We start from the raw sequence: 14,900 nt of genomic DNA, 5'->3' as shown, positions 1-14,900 counted from the left end.
AGTGATGTGAGATGAAAATCCTGCTCGTCAGTTTACTAATGTCTTTTACCATACAAACGTCTGCATCAGCAAGGAACATTCTTCCCCTTTCAGCTCATCATAATGAACTGGCGATTGTCATAGATGACTTGGGGAACGACATGAAAGGAACAAATGAAATTCTGAGCCTACCCGTCACGTTAACGATCGCCGTCATGCCGTTTCTGCCCACTACCAGGGCCGATGCTGAAAAAGCCCACCAAAATGGGCACGAAGTTATCATCCATCTTCCTATGGAACCGGTGACCGGGAAAGCGAGCTGGCTTGGACCCGGCGCCATTACCACATCTCTAACTGATGAAGAAATCAGAAAGAGGGTAGAAGGTGCGATCAAAGAGGTGCCTTATGCAGTTGGTGTCAACCATCATATGGGTTCGAAGGCAACGGCAGATGAAAGGGTCATGCGGATCGTACTGACCGTATGCAAAGAAAAGGGATTATTTTATCTGGATAGTAAGACAACCGGGAAAAGCGTGATCCCTGAGCTTGCTAAAAAAATGGGTGTGCCGTATCTGGAAAATGAATTATTTTTTGATGATGTCTACACGATCCAGCATATCGGAAAGCAGGCGAGGCTTTTGTCCAAAGAATTGGATAGTGACGATGCAACCATAGCGATCGGCCATGTAGGGGTGACAGGAATGAAGGTAGCAACCATGTTAAAGGAATTCCTTCCCCTTTATGAGAAGAAGGCGTCAATTGTGCCACTATCAGATCTCATACCGGAGTATCATTTGATTGATGAGAGCATGCCTTGATCGTTTGACATTCGATGATCAATTGTAAAACTTCTGTTAATCGGATGCTTAATAATTTGTGAAAGGGTCACTCTCCCTTATAATCAGTAGATAAGAAGGAGATGATTCCATATGGATTATGCAGTTGTGACAGGAGCAACAAGGGGATTAGGGGAATCCGTCGCCAAACTCTTTATAGAGAAGGGAATTGGCATCATGAATATTTCCCGTACAGATAATAGCCGTTTACAGAAGCTTGCCGGGGAAAATGAAGTGTCGTATGAATTCTTTCCCTGTGATCTTTCTCAACCAGGACAAACAGAAGCCGTTTTCCGCGAAGTGGGGACAAAGGTGTTGGGGTCTGAAGCTGAGACGATTTATGTCGTGCAAAATGCCGGTGTGGTGACGCCGATCGACCCGTCTGGTGAAGTGGACAACGGAGCACTTGAAACGAGTGTGCATGTCAATTTACTGTCTCCTATGATTGCCACCAATGAGATGATCAAAGCAGCCAAAGGCTCTGATTCGAAAATGATCATGGTATATATCAGCTCAGGAGCGGGAAGTCGTCCCGTATATGGATGGAGCACCTATTGTGCAACGAAAGCGGGAATCAACATGCTGACGGAAACGGTAAGCCTGGAGCTTTCCAATCAGCATAGCCGCCATCGGGTGATCGCATTCAGTCCAGGGGTGATGGATACGGACATGCAGGGGGAAATCCGTTCGTCCTCCAAAGAATCCTTTGCAGATGTTGAATCCTTCCAGCGTTACAAAGAAGAAGGGATGCTACGTAGTACGGAAACGGTTGCGGATGCTCTACTGAACTTGATAACAGAAAATGATGTTGAGAGCGGTAAGCTTTATCACGTGAATGATTTATTATAAGAGAGAAGCAGATTCCGGGAGCGGGATCTGCTTTTTTTTGTGGTTTGTAGTGAAATATGTCCTGTGAAAGAGTGATTCCCTTCTTTTGAAGGAATCTATAAAAGTATTCGGAATAGTTGACCAGTTAATTGCGTCATTTTCCAGAGTGATTGCGTCATTTCTATTATAATTGCGTATTTTACCAATTATATCCACAATGGAGCGACCTTAACACATCTTCTAACCCTTTTGCCATAATAAAAAAAGAGACAAACCCAAAGGATCTGTCTCTTCTTTACCAATCATGAACTCCGGACAGCATCTCCATCAGAAGCCCTATTACGCGTGAACTTCGGAAGGGCGAACTGAATCGCAATCAATCCGCAAATCGCAATCAACACAGGATAGAAAGCATAGGGAATGATGCTGATGGGCGATATCCCTGCTACTTCTGCTACGAGCAGCGCCTGTGCCCCGTATGGGATCAAGCCTTGAACGGCGCAAGAGAAGATATCCAGGATACTCGCTGACTTACGGGCATCCACACCATATTGATCGCTCAGTGTTTTAGCCAGAGGACCTGCGATGATGATTGAAATGGTGTTATTGGCTGTACAAAGATTCGTCGAGCTGACTAATCCCGCCGTTGCAAGCTGTGCTCCCTGTGGGGATTTGATCTTGCGGGTGGCGTGATAAAGGATGGCCTGAATTCCACCGTTATGACGGATCAATTCGACTACTCCTCCAATCAGGATCGAAAGGATTACAATTTCTGCCATACCCGTCATACCGTCTGCCACACTGCCGAAATAACTGGATGGGGTAAAGCTTCCATCCACAAATCCGATGATCCCTGCGAACAGGATCCCGCCTAACAGGACGACAAATACGTTCAAACCTGCAAGCGCCCCGATTATGACTCCGAGGTAGGGAATCATTTTCACCCAATCAAAGCTCTCTGCTTGTACAGAGGATGGAGTCCCCATTGTTAGAATAAAAAGAATGACCATGGTGACGATGGCTGCAGGTAATACAATGAAGAAGTTCACTTTGAATTTGTCCTTCATCTCCGTTTTCTGTGTACGGACGGCAGCAATGGTCGTATCAGAAATAAACGATAGGTTGTCCCCGAACATTGCCCCTCCGATGACCGTCGCCATGGTCAGGGCCATTGAAATATCTGCGCCGGAACTGATCCCCACCCCGATCGGTGCTAATGCTGCGATCGTACCCATGGAGGTTCCCATTGATAAGGAAATGAAAGCGGCGATGATGAATAAACCGACAATGACCAAGTTGCCTGGAAGCACGGATAGAGCGAAGTTCACGGTTGAATCAACGGCTCCCATCTTTTCAGCCACACCGGAAAACGCACCTGCCAATAAGAAGATAAAGACCATTATCATAATATCCGGGTGCCCGGCTCCTTTAGCAAACCGTTCAATCTTGGCTGTCAATGTCTCTTTCCGGTTCATCAAGAGTGCCACAACGGCTGCAATGATGATGGATACGAGTACAGGAAACGCATAGAAGTCTCCTGAGATAATGCCTGCTCCAAGGAACAGTGAAACAAATATGATCAAGGGCAATAAAGCCAATACATTTCCTTTTTCTTGATTCATGCTATACACTCCTTTGTCGTCTAAATAAGAATTAACCAAATAAAAAAACCTCTTCCAAAATAAGAAGAGGTTTCATTCAAACGAAACACTCCTCTTATCTTTCAAGCATTACGCTTGCTGGATGTGGCACAGCACTCAATATGAGTCCGCTGCCGAGACATCTTTGGGCCAGTCCCTCCGTCTCTCTGGATAAGAAGATATGTTATTTAGTTGATTTAAAACATACTTCCATACTTTAAAGGGTTTAACCGAAAAAGTCAAACCGGAAATTTATATGACCTCAAGGGGCCTGGCAGGCGTAGCTGGATGAACCAAAAGCGTAGGGGCTTGCTACGGCCAGACATGCAGGTTCTCTGAAAAACCATGACTTTATCCATAAAAAGGTATAAACTCATAGACAAGTGCACGATCAGGGTCTAGTATAAAATAGACAAAAAACATCTTGGGGGATACGGAAGTGGAAAGAACTGTACGAAATCAAATTTTTACGTTACAAGGGTTTTATTTATTGACGTTTTTCGGGGTGGGGAGTCTATACCCTCTACTCAGTGTATATTTAAGTGAAAGCGTAGGATTGAACGGTTACCAAATTGGAACCATCATGTCCGTCGGTCCCATCATGATGATCTTCTTCCAACCCATATGGGGAATGGTAAGCGACACAACCAATCGTCCAACCCTCGTGTTAGGAATCACATCTTTAATAGCCGGTATCTTTGCACTGGGATATTTGTTCATGGATTTTTACTACGGATTGCTGGTCGTTGCAATTCTGGTCGCAATCTTTCAAAGTGCCATCATCCCTGTATCGGATAGCATCAGCCTGAAGTACACAAGTAAAGTTCGATATAACTATGGAAATATCCGCCTATTTGGCTCCCTGGGATTCGGAATTGCGGTCTTCATCATGGGAAGGCTCTCTGAAGGTTTCATCGGACCGACGATCATTTTCTACTCATTCTTTATTTGCCTGGTCCTTTCAGGATTCCTTTCATTCCGTTTTCCTAAAGAGAGGGCGGCTGCTAAGCTCGACCTAAAAGCAGGGATGAAGGAATTATTTACGATGAAGAAATTTCTGATCTTCCTGGCCGTCACCTTTCTGGTGTTTGGACCGAATTTGGCTAACAATGTGTATTTTGGGCTATTTGTAGAAGACTCCGGAGGTACGTACGCTGGAATCGGCCTCGCATTCTTAATTGCTGTATTATCTGAAGTCCCGTTCATGAGGATCGCTGGAGGGTGGATTGATAAGTTTGGTCTCCTGACGGTGGCAGCCTTGGCAGGTGCAGCTTCCATGATCCGCTGGCTATTTTACTTCACAGAACCAAGTCTTTGGCTGGTTTACTCATCAGCGGTTATGCAGGGCCTCGCCATTGGTTTATTCATTCCGGCAGGCCTACGGTATATTAAGGAAATTACCCCGGCTCACATTACAGCCACAGCCGTGACTGTATACTCAGCCATTGGAAATGGTCTTGGGAACTGGTTCAGCACCTTTGTGGGAGGCTTCATCTATGAAACATACTCCATTTACACAGTGTACCTTTTCTTCGCTGTGCTGTCGCTGCTAGGGATCTTCCTATGCTTCGTTCTCATGAAGGAAGAGAAGAAGAATGCGTTGGCTTATTAATCTGGCATTATCAGGCATCCGATACTCACGGATGCCTATTTTTTATATAAAACCCTGGAAAGGAAGGATTTTCCTCTATCGTTGTATAAGTATATACAAGTGCCCTGTTCCACTATGGATAGCAGGTTGTAAAAAAGGTTTCTCCCCAATAGGTTTTGACTTTATTAAATTGTGGTACAAAAAGGGTAAGTGATTCATTGATATTTATTCAAATACACGTTAAAATAATATTATTAGAAAATTCTTTCAATTAAACAGAGAAACTCATACATTATATAAAAAGGGGATACTAAAATGGAAAATACATTTGTTTACTCAAAAGAGAATGCCAACCTTGGAGATACAATTCAGTTCAAAAGAAAGAAACATGTCATCAATGGTGTGGTCACTACGTTAAGAGAAAATACCGTCATTGTAAAAATGGATCGGGAATTCGCGAAGAAGCTGGATCTGCCGGATGACCAAACCGTTGTAGCTCACAAAAATTACGTGGTCATTGAGCGAGCGGAAAATGATTCCCAGCCCGTATTTGTTTATGATGGGTGGAATAGCGCATTAAAAGCTTAAACCCTTGCGAAATGAAAAAGCCCTGACTCAGGTTTCACCAGTAAATGGTTAGATGTGAGTCAGGGTTATTTATATTGTCTGAAATGACGTAACGGTTAGGACAGTCTCCCAACGTATTCCTCAACCATTTCGGATGTGACAAGTTTTCTTTGGGGAACCACACCTTGACGGGCAAGGACATTTATTTCATTTGTTACGTGGTTGATGCGCTCCGTTGTAAACGGCTTCCCTGATGAACACAGTTGAACCGCTTCGTCAATAGCGCTTTCCCTCTCTTCATCCAGCTTTAGGAATTTCTGAACCAGCTGATTTTGCTTGTTGGAATGCTTGGAAATCTCTTTATGAACACTCATGATCTCATTCCTCTCTATTCATTAGCAGATTACCTCTATTATGCCTTTTTCCCGCACCTCATGGCAATGTCTGAACACCTCTTTTTATAAGATGGGGGACAAAAGCCTCGATATGGACTCCTTCAACTTAATCATCAATGGTCTTTGATGATATTCTTCCAGTGTTAATTCCCTGCTTTTTTCAATATCATCCATAAACACAGAGGTCAGGTCTGCAGAGAGTGCCTGATCATATAGAAATGCGTTGACCTCAAAGTTTAATCGGAAGCTTCGCACATCGATATTGGCTGTGCCGACAGACGAAATCGCTTCATCTACGACAATGGTTTTAGCATGTATAAACCCGTTGTCGTAAATATAAATTTTGGCCCCCGCCTTCAACAGTTCCCCGATATAGGAATAGGTGGCCCAGTACACAAATAAGTGATCCGGTTTATTCGGAATCATAATCCTGACAACCACACCTGTAAGAGCGGCGATTCTCAATGAATCGAGGAGGCTTACGTCCGGAATAAAGTAAGGAGTCTGAATGAGGATGGACTTCTTGGCAGACGAAATCATCTTGATATAACCGTTTTTAATTTGCTCCCATTCCGAGTCCGGTCCACATGTGACAATTTGAACGCCTGCTTTACCCGAAAAGGAAGAGAGGGGGAAGTATCTCAAATCATAGGCAATCTTCTTGGAACGGCTTGCCTGGTTCCAATCCAGTATGAAGCGGGTCTGCATGGCCAGAGCAGAGCTGCCTTCAATTCTCAGGTGGGTATCCCGCCAATAACCGAACTTCGGATTTAAACCCAAGTATTCATCCCCGATGTTGAAGCCGCCAACGTAGCCGACCTTCCCATCGAGTATCACAAGCTTTCTATGATTGCGGTAATTTAAGCGAAGATTAATAAAGGGAATCTTCGAAGGGAAGAATACCTCCACCTCGCCCCCTGCCGAGAGGAGATCCTTGAAGAACCTGCGCCTCGTTCGCCGGGACCCCATCTCATCGTACAGGACCCTGACCTTAACACCTTGTCGGGCTTTTTCAGTGAGTTTCTCCAAGATTCGCTTTCCCAGATGGTCTTTCTTGAAGATGTAATATTGGATATGAATGTGATCCTGTGCAGCATCCATGTCCTCTAATAGTGCTTGAAACTTGTCTTCTCCGTGTGTAAATAGTGCAATTTCATTATCCTGGGTCAGTAGCGCATCATTATTGATCAAGTGCATATAAATAAGATCCTGATATCGGGAAGAAATGTCATTCCTGAAAGGAAATCGATGCTCTTTCAATGTATGGATTTGATTCTGTATTAAACCCTCTATTCCGATTTTCTTCATATCATCCCAATCAAACAACCGCTTCCTGCTTAAGTTTTGGTCAAAGACCAAATAGAGGATGAATCCCAGTAATGGAATAAAGAACAATACCATCAGCCAGGCCCAGGTCGCCCCCGCATCCTTCCGTTCCAGAAAAATAATCACGGCTGCAAGGATCAGGTTTAGAAAAAATAATATTCCCAGTAGAGTAGATAGGATACTCATAATGTTAAGGCTCCTTTGACTAGCTTTCTATGACTAGTATACCTGAGAATGGAATAGAAAAAAATGACAAGAAAAAAAGAGCAGAAGGGTATCGACCCCAAAAAGTTAGAGTAGAAAACTAACTTTTTGGGGTCAATACCGAGCCTGCTCTTTTTTAGATGCTTTGTCTTATTCATTCACTGCCTTTTTAGGCACTTCTCTACGACGTTCCGGCCAGCTTTCAACTCCACGTAACCCTGGAATATCATCTGCATAGAAGACCGGATCCAATCCTTGTCGGCGCTGGGCCATATAGTTGTCGAGTGCCTTAAAGGCAATCGGGGCAAGGATACCGATGGCAACGAGGTTTGTAAGGGCCATCAATGCCATGGAGAAATCAGCCAGGCTCCAAACGATATCAAGACTTGCAACGGAACCGAAGATCACCATCCCGAGTGCAATGAAACGATAGATGAGTAAACCTGTTTTGCTCTTATTGATAAATGGAAGATTGGCTTCCCCATAATAATAACTTCCAATGATGGAACTGAAGGCGAAAGTAAAGATGGCAATCGCCAGGAATATACCGGCCCATGAGTTAAAATGTTCTGACATAGCTGCTTGAGACAATTCAATCCCCGTCAAGCCTGATCCGTAAGCATCTGATGTTAAAATGATGAATGCCGTTGCCGAACAGACAAGAATGGTATCAAAGAATACGCCAAGTGCCTGGATGAATCCCTGTTTAACCGGATGGGAAACAGATGCCGTAGCCGCCGCATTCGGTGCACTACCCATACCGGCTTCATTGGAGAATAATCCACGTTTTACCCCGTTCATGATAGCGGCACCGATTCCGCCCCCCACCACTTGATCAAAGCCAAATGCACTTTTGAAAATAAGGGCGATGACGCCAGGCATTTCATTGATATTCGTAATGACGACATATAATGCGAGTACAATATAAAATCCTGCCATGATCGGAACGATGAAGGACGAAAAGTTAGCGATACGCTTGACTCCTCCAAAGATGATCAATGCGGTCAACCCAGCCAAAATAAGCCCGATAACCAACGTATTGATATTAAATGAGTTACTGAACGCTGTAGCAATCGTATTACTTTGAACCGCATTAAAGGTTGTCCCGAAAGAAAGGATGATTGTGACTGCAAAGATCGAACTCATCCAAGGTTTGCCCAATTGTTTCTTCATATAGTAGCCGGGGCCGCCTTTGAATCCAACCTTATCTTTTTCTTTGTAAATCTGTGCCAATGTACTTTCAACAAAGGCGCTGGCTCCTCCGAGAATGGCGACAAGCCACATCCAGAAGACCGCTCCAGGTCCTCCAATTGCTAAGGCAATGGCTACTCCTGCTAGATTACCTGTACCAATTCGAGTACCTGCTCCGATAAAGAATGCCTGCAGGGATGAAATCTGCTTTTCTCCCTCTGCTTCGACCACATCTTTATCTCCTAATAAACGAAACATTTCACCTAGATGGCGAATTTGAACAAATTTAGATCCGATGGTGAAGTATAATCCTAAAATGAGTAGTACACCAATTAAAATATACCCCCATAAGATTGAATTTGCTTCCGTGACTAAATGGTTTAAAATATCCATGATAACCCCCTCAGAAATTTGTGTCGGTTACATAGATTATTATCTGAAAATTTCAAATAAAATTCAAGTTATTATCTGAATATTAAAATATTACCAGGTTTTATTTTGGAGAGCGAACTATTTTATCATAGTAATAAAGGTTTTCTGGACTGTGTTAGGCCACCGATAATAAGGTGTAAAATTATATTGAAATAATATAATGAAAGATAGTGGAATACTATTTTCTGTACGGATTTCATAAATGTCATCATAAAAAAAAGCCATAGAGATCCATGGCAGCAAAATAAAATCCCGATAAGAAAATAGAAATATGATAGCGGTGATAATCAAATAAACTAATAAAAATTCCAAAACCCCAGCATAAATAATAAAATACCCGTAATCATAGAAATCCCAAATAACATAAATAAGAAATCAAGAATGCTGTCGGCGAAGACTTTTTTTCGGTTCTCACGTTTAAAATGACGAACTTCCTTTCGGTACGAGCGTGCAGTACGACTCATACAAAACCTCCTCCTCCATAACACCATTTGTATTAAATCACATATTCGTCACAAATAAAGAAAATCCTCCCTTTACATGAAAATAATGACGATTGGCCCCCCTTTAAGTCAAAACAAGTCGAAGAGAGGGACGGACCTCATTAAACAGCAAATAAGGGGCTGTACCACCAGCCCCTTATTCTGTTTAATGAAAGATATGAAGTTTGTGCTTTTGTAGCCTTTTGTTAGGGAAGGGTGGTTCTGTGAGATCCCGCTTAAGGCACTACCCGCGCTTTGATCGGATTTCTGCTGCACTGCCAAATCCCCTAAAGCCAGCATCCCCACAAGCTGACCGTTTTCAACTACTGGTAAACGGCGCACCTGATGCTGGATATTAAAGCCGAAGCCTCTTCGACAGAAGCCTCCGGAGAAACGGTCACAACTTGTTGTGACATAACCTGAGAGACATTTCCTTGTGTATAGGAAATATCCACTACGTTATTTCCAAAATGATTTCGATTTTATAAGAGGGACGGACCTTACCGTCTTGTTTATTTCGAAATGAAAAGCTGCGTCCAATACGTACCGTAAGCTCCACCTTTGGCATATCCAACGCCTACATGGGTATAGGACCCGTTGAGGATATTCTTGCGGTGAACCGGGCTGGTCATCCATTCCTTCACAACCTCTTCATAACTCTCCTGTCCGGCGGCAATGTTTTCAGAAGCCTGCCGGTATGAAATGTGAAAGCTCTTCAACATATCATCAGGAGACCCGTAGGTTGGGCTCCTGTGAGAGAAATACCCGGTATCTCTCATATCACGGGACTTGTATTGGGCGATCATGGAGAGAAGCCCGTCTGTCTGAAGGGGGTAGAGCCCGTTTTTCTGCCTTTCCTGATTGATCAATGCAGTGACCCGGTCTTCAATTGAATCCTTTGAGGCTGTTGAAATATTAATTGTCTGGCCGGGGAAAATGACAGCTGGATTCGTTACTTGAGGATTCGCTTTGATCAATTCTGACAATCCCATGTGAAATATCCTTGAAATGGTCCAAAAAGTATCTCCTTTTTTAACAGAATACGTGCTTTCTGCAGCTGCAATAGGTAGAACAAATAGGCTATAGACTAGGATTGATGTAATGAGAAAGAGGGATAGTTTCGTCTTCATGAGTATAAATTGTGTAATTCGGAACAAATTATTCTTCTGAAATGTGTAAAAATAGGATTATCGTTGCATTTTTAGGGAAAAGGGAAATCATATAACATTAAGTGAAACCTTTTGCAGAGTAAAACGTACAAATAGGTAACGATATTATAAAAGAGGTGAATAACGTGGTAAAGGAGAACGATCGCTTTAAAAAAGTGATAACGAAATTGTCGAACGTCGGAGTTAATATTTCAAAAACGAAATCAAGACGGGAAATCCTTCATTCACTAAAGCAGTATCAACCATTACCTAAGACGTTAACACAAGATTCATAAACCCGCTCACCCGAGAATGATTGGACAGACATATTTCCTCTTTCTCCCCGATATACTATACGTAAGGTGAAGAGGAGGGTTAGGCATGGAGAGAATGATGTTTGATCTACAAGCATTAAAGGAGATCAGAAAGAAGGCAGATGAGATTTCATACTATTGTATGAGCCGGGAGCAGCCTTCAGATCCCGGGAGTATAACCATGGCTTTGGATCAGGTTAGTCGTGCCCTGGCCATGTTTGCGGAAATGGAACTCCATCGTATGCAGAATCGGCATATTCCATATGATCCCCAAAGCTACATTAAAGGGCGTCTTGGAATTGCCCATCGATTTTTACTCCAAGTCCCCCAGGATGATTCCAATACAGCATAGTAAAAGAGGCTGATCCAAGAATTTTCACGTTTTCGGTCAAGAATCCCCGAGTTATAGAGCAGTAATCTGAAAGCCTATGGCCTGGTCCGATAAGGATGATTATCACTCATCGTTTTGGGTCAGCCTCTTTTTATTGATTAAACTAATTGAAGAGTCAGGTGACGATTTTCATGGCGAAATATTCGGATGTTTTATTCATATGCAACGGCAAGGCAGGTCAAGGGACACTTGAAGTCCTGTTGAAGGACGCTGTACCTCCATTACTGGATATATGCACGAATCTGATCATTCATAAGACAAAAGAAAAAGGTGACGCTGAGAGGGTTTGCAGGGAATCAGGAAGCCAATATGAGCTGGTCGTGATCATGGGCGGGGACGGCACGGTTCATGAATCCATCAATGGCCTGGCTGCCCTCGAAGATCGTCCCCTTGTGGGCATCCTTCCAGGTGGGACGTGTAATGATTTTGCCCGTTCCCTGCACATACCGATGAACATTGGACAAGCGGTCCGGCTCATAACGGAACAGACTTCCGAACAGGACGTCGACATCGTCCAGGCGGGGGAGAGGTATTTCAGTAATTTCTGGGGGACGGGATTGGTCTCCCAGACGAGCGATAATATCGATGTGGGATCAAAAAGCGTACTGGGGAAATTAAGTTACTACATCAGTGCGTTCCAGTCCATTAAAGACTCTCCCATTCTCAGGGTAAAGGTCACAACGGAAAACGAGACGGTGGAAGAAGAGGTAGTCATGCTGTTGGTCGCCAACGGACGTTCCATCGGATCTAATCCCCTGCCAATCTGTATCGATATGAGTGACGGCCTGATGGACATCTATATCGTGAAGAAAAGTGGATTCCCATTATTGAAGGAATTTCTGGTCATTAAAAGTACAGGAAATATCAGTGAGGAATATGATGACATCATGCATATTCAGGCAAAGGAAGCCCATATTGAACTGGGGCAAGACGAAAAGCTTGATATGGATGGGGAGCTATATGAGGGGAGCAGTCAGTCCCTGAAAGTGCTGGAGAAGCATCTTCGATTTGTAGTGGGTTCCCCGGACTAAAGAAAAAAGGAGCATGGCGTGTGTAACGTACGCCATGCTCCTTTTATGTCATTTGATCAAGGGGTTCTTTTTTTCTTTTTGATGATCAGGTAGACAAGATATACAGCAATCAACACTCCTCCGGCTGCAAGGGTAAGGAATGTGAAATTTTCCTCGATAAAGGGTTTTGCCTTTGCCCCGAGGGTCAGGATGATGGCCCCTTCCAAGAAGAAACGGATACCTCTTCCGATAATCGACCAGATCACCAGTACGCGAATCCTGACGCCGGAAACCCCTGCGAAAATGGTGAAGATTTTATAAGGAACTGGTGTCAGACCGGCAATCAAGAGTGCCATGGGCCCGAATTTCGTGAAATATTCCTCTACTTTTTGGATGCGGGCCTCTGAGAATAAACGAACCAGAATCGGTCGTCCCAGCTTTTTACCGATCCACCATCCAAATAGGGATCCGATGACGGACGCGACCGTCGTATATAGTGCGTAAAGTAATGCGCTGTTTGGGTTGGCGATTGAAAGTGGGATCAGTAACACATCAGGTGGGATGGGGAAGAACGATGAGTCGGCGAACGAAACAAGAATCAGTCCCCATACACCATAATCCAATAACCAGGCTTCGAACGTGTGAAGTAGTTCAGACATAGTACTCTCCTTTATGAATAAAGCGTTATTTTCAATTTAAATAGAACATAAGAAAGTATATCACTTTTCATATAGGGAGTCATGAAATATCCCAATCATATCATTCTATTTCTCGGGAAATAGTGACAGAATTCTTTCCATTTCTACATTTCTGAAGGTGATTTCATGCCGAGCAAACGCAAACCTTCGGATAGGACGATCCCGACAGCTTGAACCAAAGCGAGGCGGGAGTTTTGTTGTGAATCTCCTGCAAGGATTTTCGTTTTACCATAATAACGGTTGAAACTTTGGGATGTATCGATTAAATATTTGGCAATGACGGATGGGCCGTAATGCTGCCATGCTTTTTCGATGGTCTCCGGAAATAGGCGAAGCTGCTTGATTACTTCCCAGCTTTCGGCATCAGCCAGACCTTCGAACTTCATGGGAGACATGATCCCTGCATTTCTGAGCAGTGACTGTGTTCTTGCATAGGTGTATTGAATGTAAGGACCGGTTTCTCCCTCGAATGTGAGCATATGCTCCAGGGAGAATTCTATATCATTGAGCCGGTCATTTTTCAGGTCATGAAATATGATCGCACCGACCCCGACATTTCTAGCAACAACGTGAGCATTTTCTAAGCCGGGATTCTTCAGTTTAATGTTTTCCTCTGCCATTTTAATCGCCTCTTGAAGGACCTCTTCCAACAGGATGACTCTGCCTTTTCGTGTCGACATCTTCTTCCCGTCCTTCAAATACAGTCCGAAAGGAATATGCTTCATATCATCTGACCACTCGTACCCAAGCAGTTTCAGCACGTTCATCACTTGCTTGAAATGGATGGTCTGTTCCTGGCCGACGATATACAGGGCTTCATCAAAGTCATATTGACGCTTTCTGTAGAGGGCAGCAGCCAGGTCACGTGTGGCATAGAGAGTGGCCCCATCCGATTTCGTAATCAGGCATGGAGGCAGATTCCCATCTTCCATGCGCACTACCTGAGCCCCTTGGGATTCCTCAAGAAGTTGGTTTTCCTGAAGCATTTTTACCACTTCTTCCATCTTGTCATTGAAAAACGCTTCCCCGTTGTAGGAATCGAATTCCACCCCCAGTAAGGAATAGATCGTCTTGAAGGCTTGGAGGGATTCATCCTTGAACCATCTCCACAATTCCGTTATTTCCTCATCTCCATCTTCCAGTAACTTGAAGGCTTTTCTTCCTTCATCCTCAAGGGCAGGATCGAGTTCCGCCTCAGCATGAAACTTTTTGTAAAGAACAAATAATTCGGAGATGGGATTTTCTTTCACTTTTTCGGGATCTCCCCACTTTTTGAAAGCAACGATCAGTTTTCCGAATTGTGTGCCCCAATCCCCAACATAATTTATTTTCTCAGTTGTATAGCCGCATTTTTCAGCTATGGCTGAAATGGCATTGCCAATGACCGTTGAACGTAGATGTCCCATGGAGAATGGTTTGGCGATATTGGGAGAGGACATGTCTAATACAATGGTTTTCTTTTCTCCGAAGGTATGGGTACCATAATTGTTTCCTCTCGCCAAAACTCCCGACACGATTTCCTTTCCGGCTTTTGCCCCGTCGAAATGGATGTTGATATATGGTCCAACTGCCTCCACCTTGGTGAAAAGGGGAGAGGAAAGTGCAGCGGCAAACTCTTTGGCGATCTGTGCCGGAGCTTTCTTCAGGGATTTTGCCAGTTGGAAACAGGGAAATGCCAGGTCCCCTAAATGGCTATGCTTTGGTGTTTCGATCAAGTTGCAGAGATCTTCTTCGCACCAATCTGATAAAAGCTGAGTCTTTATTTGATGGGCCAGTATTGATTTTAAATCCATCTTTGTGCACCTCCATTAATAGTAAACATAAAAAAACCCGCCTCTATATAACATAGAGACGAGTTTAGCTCGCGG

The 14,900-nt window shown here is 43.8% G+C and carries 16 protein-coding genes, 1 riboswitch and 1 other annotated feature (1 of these 18 running past the window's edge); of the genes, 7 read left to right on the top strand and 9 right to left on the bottom strand.

The features are described 5' to 3' along the window. The first annotated feature begins 11 nt into the window (after nt 1-11). Together JI667_RS18700 and JI667_RS18695 are read left to right on the top strand one after the other, a co-directional pair. A complete protein-coding gene (locus tag JI667_RS18700; RefSeq protein WP_206857778.1) occupies nt 12-797 on the top strand; it encodes a divergent polysaccharide deacetylase family protein in 786 nt (261 codons plus the stop codon). Nucleotides 798-908: 111 nt separating this feature from the next. Continuing rightward, complete coding sequence (locus JI667_RS18695; RefSeq protein ID WP_206857777.1) at nt 909-1,664, top strand: (S)-benzoin forming benzil reductase; 756 nt, start codon at nt 909-911, stop codon at nt 1,662-1,664. A 281-nt stretch (nt 1,665-1,945) separates the two neighbouring features. Here JI667_RS18695 and JI667_RS18690 read toward each other — a convergent pair whose 3' ends face one another. Then, entirely contained in the window at nt 1,946-3,265 is a 1,320-nt protein-coding gene (locus JI667_RS18690) for a Na+/H+ antiporter NhaC family protein (protein WP_206857776.1), read from the bottom strand. A 91-nt stretch (nt 3,266-3,356) separates the two neighbouring features. Next, nucleotides 3,357-3,461, bottom strand: a riboswitch (SAM riboswitch). 261 nt (nt 3,462-3,722) lie between these two features. On the opposite strand from JI667_RS18690, the gene JI667_RS18685 reads away from it, so the two are divergent. Continuing rightward, nucleotides 3,723-4,895 carry an MFS transporter gene (locus JI667_RS18685; protein ID WP_206857775.1) on the top strand — a complete coding sequence of 391 codons (1,173 nt, stop codon included), beginning with the start codon at nt 3,723-3,725 and terminating at the stop codon, nt 4,893-4,895. A 294-nt stretch (nt 4,896-5,189) separates the two neighbouring features. Beyond that, a complete protein-coding gene (locus JI667_RS18680; protein ID WP_206857774.1) occupies nt 5,190-5,462 on the top strand; it encodes a DUF2187 family protein in 273 nt (90 codons plus the stop codon). A gap of 95 nt (nt 5,463-5,557) precedes the next feature. On the opposite strand, the gene JI667_RS18675 is transcribed toward JI667_RS18680, so the two are convergent. The 6 genes from JI667_RS18675 to JI667_RS18655 form a co-directional block, all read right to left on the bottom strand. Then, a complete protein-coding gene (locus JI667_RS18675; RefSeq protein ID WP_206857773.1) occupies nt 5,558-5,815 on the bottom strand; it encodes a YpbS family protein in 258 nt (85 codons plus the stop codon). An 84-nt stretch (nt 5,816-5,899) separates the two neighbouring features. Next, entirely contained in the window at nt 5,900-7,348 is a 1,449-nt protein-coding gene (gene cls / locus JI667_RS18670; protein WP_206857772.1) for a cardiolipin synthase, read from the bottom strand. Nucleotides 7,349-7,516: 168 nt separating this feature from the next. Then, nucleotides 7,517-8,950 (bottom strand): alanine/glycine:cation symporter family protein, encoded by a 1,434-nt coding sequence (locus JI667_RS18665; RefSeq protein WP_206857771.1) that lies wholly within the window; start codon nt 8,948-8,950, stop codon nt 7,517-7,519. Nucleotides 8,951-9,285: 335 nt separating this feature from the next. Next, complete coding sequence (locus JI667_RS18660; RefSeq protein ID WP_206857770.1) at nt 9,286-9,453, bottom strand: hypothetical protein; 168 nt, start codon at nt 9,451-9,453, stop codon at nt 9,286-9,288. A gap of 341 nt (nt 9,454-9,794) precedes the next feature. Next, nucleotides 9,795-9,887, bottom strand: coding sequence for a hypothetical protein (locus tag JI667_RS23210; RefSeq protein ID WP_368077919.1), 93 nt, complete (start codon nt 9,885-9,887; stop codon nt 9,795-9,797). 96 nt (nt 9,888-9,983) lie between these two features. After that, complete coding sequence (locus JI667_RS18655; RefSeq protein ID WP_414635251.1) at nt 9,984-10,463, bottom strand: CAP domain-containing protein; 480 nt, start codon at nt 10,461-10,463, stop codon at nt 9,984-9,986. Between the two features lie 293 nt (nt 10,464-10,756). On the opposite strand from JI667_RS18655, the gene JI667_RS23015 reads away from it, so the two are divergent. The 3 genes from JI667_RS23015 (at nt 10,757) to JI667_RS18645 (ending at nt 12,355) form a co-directional block, all read left to right on the top strand. Continuing rightward, on the top strand, nt 10,757-10,915 hold the full coding sequence (locus JI667_RS23015; protein ID WP_306471845.1) for an Lmo0850 family protein: 159 nt from the start codon (nt 10,757-10,759) through the stop codon (nt 10,913-10,915). A gap of 85 nt (nt 10,916-11,000) precedes the next feature. Then, complete coding sequence (locus JI667_RS18650) at nt 11,001-11,285, top strand: hypothetical protein (protein WP_244668394.1); 285 nt, start codon at nt 11,001-11,003, stop codon at nt 11,283-11,285. A gap of 170 nt (nt 11,286-11,455) precedes the next feature. Continuing rightward, nucleotides 11,456-12,355 (top strand): diacylglycerol/lipid kinase family protein, encoded by a 900-nt coding sequence (locus JI667_RS18645; RefSeq protein WP_206857769.1) that lies wholly within the window; start codon nt 11,456-11,458, stop codon nt 12,353-12,355. 56 nt (nt 12,356-12,411) lie between these two features. Here JI667_RS18645 and JI667_RS18640 read toward each other — a convergent pair whose 3' ends face one another. Further along, a complete protein-coding gene (locus JI667_RS18640) occupies nt 12,412-12,993 on the bottom strand; it encodes a YqaA family protein (RefSeq protein WP_206857768.1) in 582 nt (193 codons plus the stop codon). 143 nt (nt 12,994-13,136) lie between these two features. Then, nucleotides 13,137-14,825, bottom strand: coding sequence for an arginine--tRNA ligase (argS, locus tag JI667_RS18635; protein ID WP_206857767.1), 1,689 nt, complete (start codon nt 14,823-14,825; stop codon nt 13,137-13,139). 51 nt (nt 14,826-14,876) lie between these two features. Beyond that, nucleotides 14,877-14,900 (bottom strand) — a binding site (T-box leader); it runs 180 nt beyond the window's last position.

The organism is Bacillus sp. NTK074B (genome assembly GCF_017303375.1).
Classification (GTDB): Bacteria; Bacillota; Bacilli; order Bacillales; family Bacillaceae_B; genus Rossellomorea.
This window is presented reverse-complemented; position numbering and strand designations above follow the sequence as displayed.

Excerpts from the sequence above, each read along its gene's own strand:
- JI667_RS18700 (WP_206857778.1), top strand. The coding sequence starts at position 12 with ATGAAAATCCTGCTCGTCAGTTTACTAATGTCTTTTACCATACAAACG.
- JI667_RS18695 (WP_206857777.1), top strand. The coding sequence starts at position 909 with ATGGATTATGCAGTTGTGACAGGAGCAACAAGGGGATTAGGGGAATCC.
- JI667_RS18690 (WP_206857776.1), bottom strand. The coding sequence starts at position 3,265 with ATGAATCAAGAAAAAGGAAATGTATTGGCTTTATTGCCCTTGATCATA.
- JI667_RS18680 (WP_206857774.1), top strand. The coding sequence starts at position 5,190 with ATGGAAAATACATTTGTTTACTCAAAAGAGAATGCCAACCTTGGAGAT.
- JI667_RS18675 (WP_206857773.1), bottom strand. The coding sequence starts at position 5,815 with ATGAGTGTTCATAAAGAGATTTCCAAGCATTCCAACAAGCAAAATCAG.
- cls (WP_206857772.1), bottom strand. The coding sequence starts at position 7,348 with ATGAGTATCCTATCTACTCTACTGGGAATATTATTTTTTCTAAACCTG.
- JI667_RS18665 (WP_206857771.1), bottom strand. The coding sequence starts at position 8,950 with ATGGATATTTTAAACCATTTAGTCACGGAAGCAAATTCAATCTTATGG.
- JI667_RS18660 (WP_206857770.1), bottom strand. The coding sequence starts at position 9,453 with ATGAGTCGTACTGCACGCTCGTACCGAAAGGAAGTTCGTCATTTTAAA.
- JI667_RS23210 (WP_368077919.1), bottom strand. The coding sequence starts at position 9,887 with ATGTCACAACAAGTTGTGACCGTTTCTCCGGAGGCTTCTGTCGAAGAG.
- JI667_RS18655 (WP_414635251.1), bottom strand. The coding sequence starts at position 10,463 with ATGGGATTGTCAGAATTGATCAAAGCGAATCCTCAAGTAACGAATCCA.
- JI667_RS18650 (WP_244668394.1), top strand. The coding sequence starts at position 11,001 with ATGGAGAGAATGATGTTTGATCTACAAGCATTAAAGGAGATCAGAAAG.
- JI667_RS18645 (WP_206857769.1), top strand. The coding sequence starts at position 11,456 with ATGGCGAAATATTCGGATGTTTTATTCATATGCAACGGCAAGGCAGGT.
- JI667_RS18640 (WP_206857768.1), bottom strand. The coding sequence starts at position 12,993 with ATGTCTGAACTACTTCACACGTTCGAAGCCTGGTTATTGGATTATGGT.
- argS (WP_206857767.1), bottom strand. The coding sequence starts at position 14,825 with ATGGATTTAAAATCAATACTGGCCCATCAAATAAAGACTCAGCTTTTA.